Origin of the sequence: Algoriphagus confluentis, assembly GCF_036245625.1 — a bacterium.
Taxonomy (GTDB): Bacteria; Bacteroidota; Bacteroidia; order Cytophagales; family Cyclobacteriaceae; genus Algoriphagus; species Algoriphagus confluentis.
In genome coordinates this window covers 89,929-101,991 of record NZ_BTPD01000016.1, presented here as the reverse complement: position 1 = coordinate 101,991, position 12,063 = coordinate 89,929, and the positions used below count along the sequence as shown (strand labels likewise).

14 protein-coding genes and 1 tRNA gene are annotated in these 12,063 nt (G+C 45.0%); 7 read left to right on the top strand and 8 right to left on the bottom strand.

The features are described from left to right. The 4 genes from AAA943_RS19505 to AAA943_RS19490 form a co-directional block, all read right to left on the bottom strand. Positions 1 to 158: GIY-YIG nuclease family protein (locus AAA943_RS19505; RefSeq protein WP_338226048.1), on the bottom strand; the 158-nt coding region annotated here is incomplete at its 3' end. Positions 159 to 199: 41 nt separating this feature from the next. Further along, positions 200 to 273 (bottom strand) — tRNA-Ala (locus tag AAA943_RS19500). Positions 274 to 322: 49 nt separating this feature from the next. Beyond that, the gene (gene recR / locus AAA943_RS19495) at positions 323 to 931 is read right to left on the bottom strand and encodes a recombination mediator RecR (RefSeq protein ID WP_338226043.1); all 609 of its coding nucleotides are present in this window, start codon (positions 929 to 931) and stop codon (positions 323 to 325) included. A 12-nt stretch (positions 932 to 943) separates the two neighbouring features. Then, positions 944 to 1,237 (bottom strand): ATP-dependent Clp protease adaptor ClpS, encoded by a 294-nt coding sequence (locus AAA943_RS19490; protein WP_338226042.1) that lies wholly within the window; start codon positions 1,235 to 1,237, stop codon positions 944 to 946. Between the two features lie 51 nt (positions 1,238 to 1,288). On the opposite strand from AAA943_RS19490, the gene AAA943_RS19485 reads away from it, so the two are divergent. Next, the gene (locus AAA943_RS19485; protein WP_338226041.1) at positions 1,289 to 2,734 is read left to right on the top strand and encodes a sodium:solute symporter; all 1,446 of its coding nucleotides are present in this window, start codon (positions 1,289 to 1,291) and stop codon (positions 2,732 to 2,734) included. Here AAA943_RS19485 and AAA943_RS19480 read toward each other — a convergent pair. Together AAA943_RS19480 and AAA943_RS19475 are read right to left on the bottom strand one after the other, a co-directional pair. Further along, complete coding sequence (locus AAA943_RS19480) at positions 2,731 to 3,069, bottom strand: MGMT family protein (RefSeq protein WP_338226040.1); 339 nt, start codon at positions 3,067 to 3,069, stop codon at positions 2,731 to 2,733. The two genes, AAA943_RS19485 and AAA943_RS19480, sit on opposite strands and share 4 nt — an antisense overlap. Then, positions 3,041 to 3,943 (bottom strand): mechanosensitive ion channel family protein, encoded by a 903-nt coding sequence (locus AAA943_RS19475; protein ID WP_338226039.1) that lies wholly within the window; start codon positions 3,941 to 3,943, stop codon positions 3,041 to 3,043. Before AAA943_RS19475 ends, AAA943_RS19480 begins: the two co-directional genes overlap by 29 nt. A 57-nt stretch (positions 3,944 to 4,000) precedes the next feature. On the opposite strand from AAA943_RS19475, the gene AAA943_RS19470 reads away from it, so the two are divergent. The 3 genes from AAA943_RS19470 to AAA943_RS19460 are packed head-to-tail and all read left to right on the top strand — an operon-like array spanning position 4,001 to position 5,599. Further along, a complete protein-coding gene (locus tag AAA943_RS19470; protein WP_338226038.1) occupies positions 4,001 to 4,675 on the top strand; it encodes an SDR family NAD(P)-dependent oxidoreductase in 675 nt (224 codons plus the stop codon). A 5-nt stretch (positions 4,676 to 4,680) separates the two neighbouring features. Beyond that, a complete protein-coding gene (locus AAA943_RS19465) occupies positions 4,681 to 5,139 on the top strand; it encodes a nuclear transport factor 2 family protein (protein WP_338226037.1) in 459 nt (152 codons plus the stop codon). A 4-nt stretch (positions 5,140 to 5,143) separates the two neighbouring features. Then, positions 5,144 to 5,599, top strand: a complete 456-nt coding sequence (locus AAA943_RS19460) for a hypothetical protein (protein ID WP_338226036.1) — start codon at positions 5,144 to 5,146, stop codon at positions 5,597 to 5,599. 6 nt (positions 5,600 to 5,605) lie between these two features. Here AAA943_RS19460 and AAA943_RS19455 read toward each other — a convergent pair whose 3' ends face one another. Beyond that, complete coding sequence (locus AAA943_RS19455) at positions 5,606 to 6,028, bottom strand: META domain-containing protein (protein ID WP_338226035.1); 423 nt, start codon at positions 6,026 to 6,028, stop codon at positions 5,606 to 5,608. A gap of 399 nt (positions 6,029 to 6,427) precedes the next feature. Here AAA943_RS19455 and thrA point away from each other — a divergent pair, with 399 nt between their 5' ends. The 3 genes from thrA to thrC are packed head-to-tail and all read left to right on the top strand — an operon-like array spanning position 6,428 to position 11,114. Beyond that, complete coding sequence (thrA, locus tag AAA943_RS19450) at positions 6,428 to 8,878, top strand: bifunctional aspartate kinase/homoserine dehydrogenase I (protein WP_338226034.1); 2,451 nt, start codon at positions 6,428 to 6,430, stop codon at positions 8,876 to 8,878. Further along, the gene (locus AAA943_RS19445) at positions 8,878 to 9,807 is read left to right on the top strand and encodes a homoserine kinase (protein WP_338226033.1); all 930 of its coding nucleotides are present in this window, start codon (positions 8,878 to 8,880) and stop codon (positions 9,805 to 9,807) included. Before thrA ends, AAA943_RS19445 begins: the two co-directional genes overlap by 1 nt. Positions 9,808 to 9,815: 8 nt before the next feature. Beyond that, positions 9,816 to 11,114, top strand: a complete 1,299-nt coding sequence (thrC, locus tag AAA943_RS19440; RefSeq protein WP_338226032.1) for a threonine synthase — start codon at positions 9,816 to 9,818, stop codon at positions 11,112 to 11,114. Here the strand turns inward: thrC and AAA943_RS19435 are convergent. Beyond that, positions 11,086 to 12,060, bottom strand: coding sequence for a Fic family protein (locus AAA943_RS19435; RefSeq protein WP_338226031.1), 975 nt, complete (start codon positions 12,058 to 12,060; stop codon positions 11,086 to 11,088). The two genes, thrC and AAA943_RS19435, sit on opposite strands and share 29 nt — an antisense overlap. Between the last annotated feature and the right edge of the window lie 3 nt (positions 12,061 to 12,063).

The following is a 12,063-nucleotide window of genomic DNA, read 5'->3' as shown; positions in this document are numbered from 1 at the left end:
AGGTATTCCAAATATTTTATTTCCCAAAATGGTGCGCCTGACTTGGTAGAAGGGGTTGCACCGGAATTATGATGCTTAAATCTTGATTCAGGGGAATCTGTTGACCCGATATAAAATTTATTGGTTTTTGGGCTAAAAATGATGTAAACGAAGTACATGACTGAAAATAAAAAAGGCTTGCATATTGATCAAGCCTTAGTGGAGGATAACGGATTCGAACCGATGACCTCTACACTGCCAGTGTAGCGCTCTAGCCAACTGAGCTAATCCCCCAATTCGAGGTGCAAATATAGAACGGGTTTTTATACCTGCAAATAATTATTTATTCCTGAGAATAATTTATTCGAGTGAGTATGCTTCTTCCCAAAGTGACTTCGTCTGTAAATTCCAATTCTCCTCCTACAGGAATTCCTCTGGCAATGGTGCTGACTTTTACTCCTGATTCTTTGAGTCTTTTACTTAGATAAAAGGAAGTGGTGTCTCCCTCCATAGTGGCAGATAGGGCCAAAATCACCTCTTTTACCTCTCCTTCTTCCACTCTTTTAGTCAGGCTTTCGATCTTTAGGTCATCAGGTCCTATTCCTTGAATTGGAGATATCACTCCACCCAATACATGAAACAGACCAGAATATTGATTGGTATTCTCGATAGCTAAAACGTCCCTGATATCTTCCACCACACAGATGATACTTCTGTCCCGACGATGGCTCAGGCAAATACTGCACTCTTCCTGATCAGAAATGTTGTGGCAGGTTTTACAATACTTTATCTCTTCCCTCATTCGGGAAAGGGCCAGGGCTAAAGCTTCTGTCACTGCTTCGTTTTGCTTTAACAAATGAAGGGCAAGCCTAAGTGCGGTTTTTTTTCCAATCCCAGGAAGCCTGGAAATCTCAGTTACCGCATCTTCGATAAGTTTGGAGGGGAAGTTCAAGGGATGGAATAATTAAAGAATAGCTGCCTGTATTCCCGCATCAAGGATCGCCTCACACATGGGTTTTAGCTCTTTTCTCGAGCCTTTTTTTACTGCACATTTTCCTTTGTAGTGAATGATCAAGGTGCATTGCTCGGCCTGCTCCGGAGTATGCTGGCAGACTTTGATCAATACTTGAGTGACGTGGTCAAAAGTGTTGACGTCGTCATTGAATACAACCAAGTCTGATTCTTCCTGTTCCAACAGCTCCTCGAGCAATACGTCGACTTCTTCTAATTCAGGTAGTGGATTGCCAAATCTGTTCATTTTGCAAAATTAAGAATAATAGACAACTTAGCGAGGTAGATACCTGGCTTTATGAATTACCAACTGGTTTTAGGGGTCATTTCGGCCTATTTTCTCCTCCTTTTTCTGATCTCGTACTTTACCTCCCGCCATGTTACCGAGGATACCTTTTTTACTGGAGATAGGCAATCTCCCTGGTTTTTGGTGGCATTTGGGATGATTGGAGCCTCTCTTTCAGGGGTGACTTTTATATCTGTACCAGGGGAGGTGGGTAATACTAACTTCTATTATTTCCAGGTTGTTTTGGGATATACCTTGGGGTACTTTACAATTGCCAAAGTTCTCCTTCCTCTTTATTATCGTCTCAATCTGGTTTCTATTTATTCCTATTTGGAGGATCGGTTTGGCTTTTGGTCTTATAAGACCGGGGCTTTCTTCTTTATCCTTTCCAGAGCTTTGGGGTCCTCTCTGAGAGTGTATTTGGTGGCAAGTGTCCTTCAGTTGATTCTTTTTGATGCATTGGGGATTCCTTTTTGGGTCTCTGTTTTGATTACCGTGGGCCTGATTTGGCTTTATACTCACAGAGGAGGTATCAAAACTGTGGTATGGACTGACACCCTTCAGACCCTTTTCATGCTGCTGGCTGTGGTCATTACCATAGTTATGATCGGCAATGATCTGGAATTGAAAAGCATCGGGGATTACTTTAATGCGGTATCTGAGGATAAGCGATCTGCTATTTTCAACTGGGATTGGAAAGCTGGAACCAATTTCTTTAAGCAGTTTATTTCCGGTGCTTTCATTACCATCGTAATGACTGGGCTTGACCAAGACATGATGCAGAAAAACCTAACCTGCCGCACCATAGGTGATGCGCAGAAAAACATGTTTTGGTTTACCCTAATTCTAGTAGTGGTCAATCTGCTATTCCTTTCCTTGGGAATTCTCCTTTACCTCTATGCAGAAACCAAGGGGCTTGCCATTCCCGCCAAAACCGATGAGCTTTTTCCATTCCTTGCTACTCAGGAATTTTCTGCCTTGGCTGGGGTGGTTTTTGTTTTGGGAATCACAGCCGCAGCCTATTCCAGTGCAGATTCAACATTAACAGCACTGACTACCTCTTTCTGTATCGATTTTCTCCAAATCGAGAGAAAATATGCCAAAGAAAAAAGAGTCGGAATCAGGAAAAAAGTACACATCGCTTTTACAGGCTTGATGTTTCTTTTGGTCCTTGCCTTCTATTGGCTCAACGATCAAAGTGTCATCAATTCGGTATTTATCATCGCAGGCTACACTTATGGGCCGCTTTTGGGCCTCTACAGTTTTGGTTTGTTTACAAAAATGAAAGTTCAGGACAACTGGGTCCCTTACCTTGCTGTGGCAGCTCCAGTACTGACTTTTGTGATCAGTTCCAATTCAGAGAAATGGCTCTGGGGGTACAAATTCGGCTTTGAAGCCTTGATCTTGAATGGGACGTTGATGTTTTTAGGACTGTTCCTCTTCCGAGGGAAAAGCTAAATTCCCAACTCCTTCTCCGGGTCCCAAAAAATTTTCTCAAAATCCTGAACTTGATCATTTTGAACTGAGACTCCGTCTTCTTCCAACAACTCCTGCATTCTTGTCGGACTTCCAAAATGATGTTTGCCTGTCAATAATCCCTGTCGGTTGACTACTCTTTGGGCGGGGATGTCGGGTTGGGTATGGGCTGCATTCATCGCATACCCCACCATTCTGGCTCCACTCTTGAGACCCAGGTAATTGGCAATAGCACCATAGCTGGTCACTCTCCCTCTTGGGATTTCCCTCACGACTTGATAGACGAGATCAAAGTAATTGGTTTTGTCTGCGCTCATGGTTCCAGTGAAGAAGTGCTTGATCGATTTTTTTGATCAGTTGGGACTCAGTTGATCTTGCGGTGGAGTTTAAGGGAAACTGGAAGCGGAGAAGTAGGGTCTCTGATTTTCGCTCCAGAATATACAGGTGTGCTCCCTCTGAGTTGATCAAATCCGTGTGGTCTTGGAGAGGTTGGCTGAGTTGGGTTTCTAGGGAGTTCAGATCCAATTCATTTTGGTTGGACAATTCGAAGTCGAAAATGACCTGATGGGTATTGTTTTTTGAATAGTTGGTCACATCTAGAGAAAGAGCCATGCTATTAGGGATGAGGACGATTTCTCCGGAGTCATTTTTCAAAACCAAATTGATCAGCGTGATATCACGAATGAATCCGGTGTGTTTTCCTACCTGAATTTTATCCCCTATCTCCAGCTGATCCGAAAACATCATGATCAAACCATTGACGATATTGGTGATGTAGTCCTTGGTCAATAGAGCGATGGCCGCAGCTACAATAGTGATACTGGTGAGGAATTCCAAGGGACGAATACCAAAGGCCAACATCAAAGAAATCAGTAGTGCCAGAACATTCAAAATTGTGGCAATCCGGTCGATCCCCACCACGAAGTTGGGCTGAACCTTGGCATCTTCCCGGTGTCGGAGGTAAAGGCTAAGGGTTATAAATCGGCCCAAAGAGATAATGAGATTGGAGCTCAACAGGAAAATCACTGCCCGGAAAACGTGCCCTAGGATAACAAATTGCTCAAAAAAGGGGGCCAAGGGACGCTCAGACTCATATAGAATCTCAAAAATAATCAAAAGAATCAGCTTGATGGCAAAGTTTCTTCTTCGGGTATTTTCGCGAATCCGTATAGTGGATTTGAGTTTATTCATGCGTCAAAAGAAAAATAAAGGCTATTTTTAGCAAATATAGAACTGATTGATTGATAAATGAGAAATATACTTGTGACCGGAGCGGGCGGATCATTGGGGTCTGCAGTAGTCGAGAAATTTAAAAGAGAAGGATACCAGGTGATTGGATTGCTTAGACCCGACAGTGGAGAAGAATCCGAGGAATCCGACGATACCTACGAGGTAGATGTGACAGATGAAAGCTCCGTTGGCGAATTTGTCAAAGAATATCAGATGCAGTATGGAGAATTGGATGCTGTAGCGATGATCGTAGGAGGATTTGCGATGGGCTCAATCGAAGAAACCACTCAAAAAGACCTATTGGATATGTTTCATCTCAACTTTATGAGCTCGTTCAATTTGGTCAAAGGATTTCTTCCCCTGATGAAAAAGCAGCAAAGTGGGACTTTTCTTTTTGTAGGAGCCCGCCCCGCCTTGCAGCCCTCGGATGCCAAAGGAACTTTGGCCTATGCCCTGAGCAAAAAACTGGTCATCTCCCTTTCAGAGATTCTTGCAGAAGAAGTGAAAGGTACCGATATCCGGACCCACGTTTTTGTCCCCAGCATCATAGATACTCCGGCCAACCGGGAATCCATGCCAGATTCGGATTTTTCCAAATGGGTGAACCCCGCCGACATCGCAGAGGCAATGCATTATGCGGTAAATACACCATCTTTGCGCCAAATGACATTCAAACTTTACGGAGGAGTTTAAATCCAATGAAAAGAAAAATAACCTTAACCCTTCTTCTTGCTTTGCTGATACATTTTGCATCCTTTTCTCAGACAGAAGAGCAGCAGGTAGAGCAGGTGATTCGAAGTCTGTTTGAGGGAATGAAGTCCAAAAATGCTGACCAAGTAGCAATGGCCTTCTCTGAGGATGCCTTGATGCAGACCGTGATCTCCAAGCCTGAGGGCAGTGAAGTGGGAAGTAATGGAGTGGCTGATTTTGTGAAAAGAATTGCCACTACCCCGGAAACCACCACTTTGGACGAACAAATCCTAGATTATCAGATTAAGGTAGATGGAACCATGGCCTCTGCTTGGACCCCCTATAAATTTTATGTCAATGGGAATTTTAGCCATTGCGGGGTCAATTCCTTTCAGCTGGTCAAAAAAGCCGAAGGTTGGAAAATTGTGTACATCATAGACACCCGTCGCAAGGAGAATTGCGATTGATTGTATGAATGAATTGAAAATGAAGGTTTATCAGGCTGCTATCGTCTCCCTGAAGACCAAGAGTGAATTACTTTCTGAGGAGCGGGTAAAAATCATTGAAAGCATTCTCGAAGAGGAAAAAAACAGTGCCGGGGACAAATACGAGACCAGCAGAGAGATGATCACCCAAGACCTGAACTCTCTGGAAAAGCAAATCCAGCAAAACAAAAACGATCTCGAGGAACTTTATCGCCTCTTTTCTATCAAAGACACGCCTATCATTGTTCAAGAAGGTGCTTTGGTCAAGTTGGGCACCGATTGGTTTTTGATAGCGGTCAGTGTGGGCAAAATCAATACAGAGGGAATCAGTGTGTTTTTGATGAGTAAGAATTCCCCTTTGGGATCTTTATTGATCGGAAAGAAAAAATCCGATCCGGTGGATTTTAGAGGGAAAACACAACGGATCGAAGAGTTATTCTGATTCTTTTTAATCTTCTTTTGGTACGAAGCTCATCAATTCCTTGGCTCCATCGAGCAAGGTCAATTGGTCTTTGCCTACTTTGAAGTTTTTGACCTGACTCAGGGCCGCCATAAACTCATCTTCTCCAGTCCCAGGGCAGGCTTTTTTGGTCATGGCTCCGGGATCAAGTTTGAGACCTGTTCCTTCGAGTGAAAAACCTCCGGAAAAGTTATTGCAGCCGGCAAAGCCAGCTAATCTTCCTCCTTCCAGAAAGCTAAGGCTGGGGATCCCTTGAGAAAATTTACTAAGGTCAAGGCCTTGTCCCAAAAGGGTGTTTAGTGCCCAAGAATTCCCTGTCAGCAGGCTCAGTGGATTCAAGGAACTGCTGCTGCTGCATCCTCCAAAGGATAGGATTAAAATTGCGAGAATAAAAACTCGGATTGATTTCATGGTTTCCTGATTTTGGTTTCATCAAAAATTAGGAAAAATTTTCTGAACTCTCATTTGCCTTTTGGGCTAAGATTCTATTCCTGTTTTATAAAATGATTACTTTTTATGGGGATTTTCTGTAAAAAATGCAGAAAAATCGACTTTGTTTTTCGATTCTTTTGGCTAAACCGTTTTTTCGCTGTAGACTTGTCAAGTCAATCCACCGATTTATGGTATTTGCAGCTTCACACTCTTCGTTTTTTTGCCCATTCGGTCATTCCGAAAAGGCCGCTGCCTTTTTTATTACCAATACCGGAACGATGACCATGATGATTACGGGGTGACCCGTTATGATCTTTGAATACCCGCCCCCAAGGCCATTTTTAGGCCAGATTTAAATTTCCAGCAATCCCTTTTCCTATGAAAATCATCAAGTTTGGAGGTTCTTCCGTAGCCAATCCTGAAAACATCCAAAAAGTCTTTGCCATCCTGCAAAACAAGCTCAAGCAGCATGAAATAGCCGTTGTTTTTTCTGCCTTCGGTGGAGTGACGGAAACCCTTTTGACTATTGCCCGACTGGCGAGAGAAGGAGATCAGGCCTATTGGGATATGCTGCAGACCCTGGAGGAAAAGCATCTTGATATTGTCCGACAGCTTATTGCAGTACAGAATCAGTCTACCGTGATGACCTATGTCAAAGTTCGCTTCAAAGAATTGGAGGACCTTTTTCATGGGATATTCCTGATCAAAGAAAATTCAGCTCGAACACTGGACTATGTAGCCAGCTTTGGAGAGCGCCTTTCTGCCTTTATCCTGGCAGAAGCTATGGCTGGTAAAGGCATCAAAACCCAATTTGTCGATGCTCGGGATGTAATTCGGACCAATGACCGGTTTGGACAGGCCCGAGTAGATTATGAGCAAACCAATCAGTTGATCAGGGAGTATTTTTCTGAAAACCCCGGGGTAAAAATCATCACTGGTTTTATTGCCTCTACTGCCAAAGGGGAAACTACCACCTTGGGCAGATCAGGGTCGGATTACACAGCGGCCATTTTTGCCGGGGCTTTGGATGCTGAGGATTTGGAAATCTGGACTGACGTCTCGGGTGTTTTGACTTCCGATCCGAAGTTGGTTTATACTGCATTTACCATTCCCCAGCTGAGCTACAATGAGGCGATGGAGCTTTCGCACTTTGGTGCCAAAGTGATCTTCCCGGCGACCATGCAGCCTGCGATGAAGAAAAACATCCCGATCTACATCAAAAACACCTTTGAGCCGGAAAATCCAGGAACCCTGATCAATGGCGATGTGAGTCACGGCGCGCTGATCAAAGGAATCAGCTCCATGTCCAACATTTCCATTGTGACCGTACAGGGTGCGGGATTGATTGAGGGGGGAGCTACGGTCAGTCGGGTATTCAAAGCTTTGGCCGATGCCAAAGTCAATATCGTGTTGATTTCTCAGGCTTCTTCTGAACACAGCATTTGCCTAGCGATCAAAACTCAGGAGTCTTACTTGGCGAAGGAAGCGATCGAGAAGGAGTTTTTCTACGAAATCAAATCCGGGGAAATGGATCAGGTTTCCCTTCTTCACGGTTTGGCAACCGTCGCCGTGGTGGGAGAAAACATGAAACAAAATCCGGGTGCTTCAGGCCGGATGTTCCGTGCTTTGGGGCAAAACAATATCAACGTCGCAGCTATTGCCCAGGGAAGTTCGGAGTTGAATATCTCTGCGGTGATTCCTCAGCCTGATTTGCAAAAAGCACTCAACGCCCTCCACGAGGCCTTTTTCCTTTCTGAAAACAAGGTTCTTCACGTATTTTTAGTGGGGACAGGCTTGATCGGAAAGGCTTTGATGAAAATGATCGCTCATCAGCAACACAAGCTTTTGAAGGATAATGAACTTGACGTACAGATTCATGGCTTGGCGAATAGCCGATACATGGCTTTCCACGAAGACGGATTTGATCTAAAGCATCCCCACGAACTGAGTGAATCTGATCAACCCATGGATTTGGACAAGTTTATCACTCAGATGGAAGAGATGAACTTCTCCAATTCAGTGTTTGTCGATTGTACTGCAAGTCAGGATGTAGCGGATACCTATGCGCGGATTTTGGAAGCTAAAGTGGCCATCGTAACGCCAAATAAGAAGGCGAATTCCTCTTCCATGGACAACTACCGGGCCCTCAAGCGGATCGCCAAGCGTCGTGGAGTCAAATTTCTCTACGAAACCAACGTGGCTGCAGGCCTTCCGGTCATCAATACCCTGCAGGATTTGATGCTTTCCGGAGACAAAGTGATCCGCATTGAGGCGGTACTTAGCGGCTCGATGAATTTTATCTTCTCCGAACTTGAAAACGGAGCGCCTTTCTCCGAAGTAGTGAAAATCGCCAAGGAAAAAGGCTACACCGAACCTGATCCTCGGGATGACTTGAGTGGAATGGACGTGGCCAGAAAAATTCTTATCCTTGGTCGAGAGGCTGAGCAGGAATTGGAATTCGACGATATATCCATTCAAAGTATGGTGCCTTCCGACTGTCAGCACGCCAAGACGGTGGATGAGTTTTTTGACAAGCTAAAAGGTCACGATGCTGACTTTGCCAAATTATTGGCTGATGCAAAAGCCAAAGGTGAAAAATTGCGGTTCATGGCGACGCTTGAAGATGGCAAAGCCAAAGTTGGCTTGAAATCTTTACCGGAATCACATCCTTTCTCCAGTTTGAAGGGAAGTGACAACATGATCTTGTTGACCACGGATCGATATCATGATCGTCCGATGATCATCAGAGGTCCGGGTGCGGGAGCAGATGTGACTGCTGCGGGTGTGTTTGCTGACGTGATTCGAATCGGTAACTATACCCGAGAGTAATGAAGTCAGTTAGAGCTTTTGCGCCAGCCACAGTCGCCAACGTGTCTTGCGGATTCGATATTCTCGGATTTGCGATTGATGCGATGGGCGATGTGGTAGAGGTGAGAGAAAGGAATGAACCAGGGCTTCGGGTTGTTTCTATTACGGGTGATGGAGGCAGATTGCCTTTTGAGGCCGAGAAAAATACTTGCGCGGTAGCCATACAGGCCATGCTCGACGAGTTAGGTCAGGAGGTTGGAATGGAAATTTACCTTGAAAAGGGACTTCCACTAGGTTCCGGCATGGGCTCAAGTGCAGCTAGCGCAGTGGCAGCTTTAGTCGCTGCCAATCGATTATTAGGAAATCCATTTGAGAAAAAGCAATTGCTGCCTTTTGCCATGGTGGCTGAGAAAGTAGCTTGCGGTGCCGGACACGCGGACAATGTAGCTCCGAGTTTGCTCGGTGGATTTGTATTGATTCGCGATTACCATCCGCTGGATGTGATCAAGCTTCATGTGCCGGATGGTTTGCATTGTACGCTTTTGCACCCGCATTTTGAGTTGAAGACCTCCGATTCCAGGTCGGTTTTGCGGGATAATGTTTCTTTGAAGCATTCCACGATTCAGTCAGGAAATGTGGCTGGATTGGTCGCTGGGCTGTTTCAGGAAGATTTTGAGTTAATTGGTCGTTCCCTTCGAGATGTTATTGCGGAGCCTTATCGGGCTACTTTGATTCCAGGTTTTTACGAAGTAAAAGAGGCCGTCAAAGCTGCCGGAGCACTTGGGATGGGAATTTCGGGTTCTGGCCCGACACTCTTCGCCCTTTCCAAAGGAGAACAAACCGTCCAATCCATCATTGACGCAGCACAGCAGGTGTATGATTCCATCGGTCTCGGTGTGGATGCCTATCACTCTGCGATTAATACCCAAGGGGCTTTTGTCCTCGAATAACCCACGCCATGAAGTACTACAGCACCAACAATCCCAATCATAAAGTTTCCCTTTCCGATGCGGTCATCAAAGGACTAGCACCGGACAATGGCCTCTACATGCCTGAACGGATTCCTGTTTTGCCAAAAGAACTCATCGACAAGATGTCCGAAATGAGCTTCCGGGAAATCGGCTATTCCGTGATTGGAGCTTTGTTTTCAGAAGATTTGAGTGAAAAGCAGATTCATGAACTCGTGGATCATACGCTGACTTTCGATGCTCCGATTGTCAAAGTGGAGGAGGATGTGTATAGTTTGGAGCTATTTCATGGACCGACTTTGGCGTTCAAAGACTTCGGGGCAAGATTTTGCTCCAAGCTGATGAGCATGCTGGTAGGGGAGCAAAGCCAAAAAGTCCGGGTCTTGGTTGCTACCTCAGGAGATACCGGAAGCGCCGTAGCCAATGGTTTTTTGGGCGTTCCAGGCGTGGAAGTGATCATTCTTTTTCCGAAGGGAAAAGTCAGTAAACTTCAAGAACAACAGTTTACGACCTTGGGACAAAATATCACCGCATTGGAGGTGGCGGGGGTTTTTGACGACTGCCAAACCTTGGTGAAGAAGGCCTTTTTGGATCATGAGCTAAACCAAAAGCTGCTCTTGACCTCTGCCAATTCGATCAATATTGCCCGTTGGATTCCACAGTGTCTGTACTACTTCTATGCCTATTCCCGATTGCCAAAAGGAGGAAAAAAGGTCGTTTTCGCAGTTCCCAGCGGGAATTTTGGAAATATCGGAGCGGGGATTTTGGCGCAGCAGATGGGCTTACCGATCGACCGCTTCGTTGCAGCAACCAATGTAAACAAAATAGTTCCCGAGTATTTGCATGGCTCACCCTTCCAAGCAAAGCCCTCGGTTCCTACCGTTTCCAATTCCATGGATGTGGGCAATCCAAGCAATTTCCCTAGGCTTCAGGCCCTGTATGGAGGCGATGAGGAGCTGTTTCGGGAACATGTCAAAGGCTATTTCTACACCGACGCTCAGACTATCGAGGCGATTCAAGCTGTGCAGCCATTGGGCTATACCCTCGATCCGCATGGGGCAGTGGGGTATTTGGGATTGAAGGACTTTATGTCAGAAAATCCAGGTTATGTCGGAGTCTTTTTAGAGACCGCCCATCCGGGCAAATTCCGGGATGTGGTCGAGGCTGCTTTGGGAGAAAAATTGATTTTACCCGAGCGATTAGCTGCTTTTTTGCAAGGTGAAAAGCAGGTAATCCCTATGGGAAACAGCTTTGGGGAATTTAAGGGGTTTTTGGAGGGGTTGGATTGATGAGGTAAAGAGTCCTATTCCCACTCCCCTCAGTTCTAAGTTTTCCCTCCTCCACCGCTTTCTTCAAATCCCTACTTGCTGTGGCAGTGGAAATGGTTTTAAACACTTCCATGAAATCTTTTCTGGTGAAAGGGCTTTTTCCCAAAGATAAAAAGTAAGTCATTCGATCTTCCGGAGGGATGGTTTTTCCTTTGAAGCGAAGCAAATCTTCCAATGCTGCATCGAGAATTCGCAGCATGTACTCAATAAAAGCCGTGGAATTTCCCATTTTGTCACTCAGCGCGAGAGCCTCATAATACTCCGATTGCGTTTTGTGGATCAATGTTTCAAATGGCAGCGATTCGAATACAGGATACTTTTCCTTTAGAATTACGGTCTGCCAAAGCCTTCCCATCCGCCCGTTTCCATCCAAAAAAGGATGAATGAATTCCATTTCATAATGAAAAACACAGCTTTTTATCAGCACAAGTTCTTGGTCATCCTTTAGGTATTTAAAAAGATCTTTCATCAAACCAGGAACATTACCAGCAGGAGGTGCTAGATGTTCCACTTGCGAACCCTTGACCACCCCCACACCTCGAGTTCGATAGTTTCCGGGATTTTCAATCAATCCTTTCATTAAAGCGGAATGAGCAGAAAGGAAGGATTTTTCCGAAGTAGATTTCAGGGAATCCAAATTTTCATAAAGAGAAACTGCATTGAGCACTTCCAAAATATCTTTTTGCGGCCCAATCACCCGCTTGTCTTCCAAAAGTGCTGTAATCTGATCCTCGCTTAAGGTATTTCCTTCGATTTGAAGCGAGGAATGAATGGTCTTGATTTGGTTTTGCTTTCGAAGTTGGGGAGAAGGTTTGCTTAGGAAAAGTGCATTTGCCTCGCCGATTTTCTCCGAAATGGAGCTGATCCATTTCAAAATCCCTGGAGTAATATCATAAGGAGGCTTCATTGA

Excerpts from the sequence above, each read along its gene's own strand:
- AAA943_RS19490 (WP_338226042.1), bottom strand. The coding sequence starts at position 1,237 with ATGAACAGATTTGGCAATCCACTACCTGAATTAGAAGAAGTCGACGTA.
- AAA943_RS19485 (WP_338226041.1), top strand. The coding sequence starts at position 1,289 with ATGAATTACCAACTGGTTTTAGGGGTCATTTCGGCCTATTTTCTCCTC.
- AAA943_RS19480 (WP_338226040.1), bottom strand. The coding sequence starts at position 3,069 with ATGAGCGCAGACAAAACCAATTACTTTGATCTCGTCTATCAAGTCGTG.
- AAA943_RS19475 (WP_338226039.1), bottom strand. The coding sequence starts at position 3,943 with ATGAATAAACTCAAATCCACTATACGGATTCGCGAAAATACCCGAAGA.
- AAA943_RS19470 (WP_338226038.1), top strand. The coding sequence starts at position 4,001 with ATGAGAAATATACTTGTGACCGGAGCGGGCGGATCATTGGGGTCTGCA.
- AAA943_RS19465 (WP_338226037.1), top strand. The coding sequence starts at position 4,681 with ATGAAAAGAAAAATAACCTTAACCCTTCTTCTTGCTTTGCTGATACAT.
- AAA943_RS19460 (WP_338226036.1), top strand. The coding sequence starts at position 5,144 with ATGAATGAATTGAAAATGAAGGTTTATCAGGCTGCTATCGTCTCCCTG.
- AAA943_RS19455 (WP_338226035.1), bottom strand. The coding sequence starts at position 6,028 with ATGAAATCAATCCGAGTTTTTATTCTCGCAATTTTAATCCTATCCTTT.
- thrA (WP_338226034.1), top strand. The coding sequence starts at position 6,428 with ATGAAAATCATCAAGTTTGGAGGTTCTTCCGTAGCCAATCCTGAAAAC.
- AAA943_RS19445 (WP_338226033.1), top strand. The coding sequence starts at position 8,878 with ATGAAGTCAGTTAGAGCTTTTGCGCCAGCCACAGTCGCCAACGTGTCT.
- thrC (WP_338226032.1), top strand. The coding sequence starts at position 9,816 with ATGAAGTACTACAGCACCAACAATCCCAATCATAAAGTTTCCCTTTCC.
- AAA943_RS19435 (WP_338226031.1), bottom strand. The coding sequence starts at position 12,060 with ATGAAGCCTCCTTATGATATTACTCCAGGGATTTTGAAATGGATCAGC.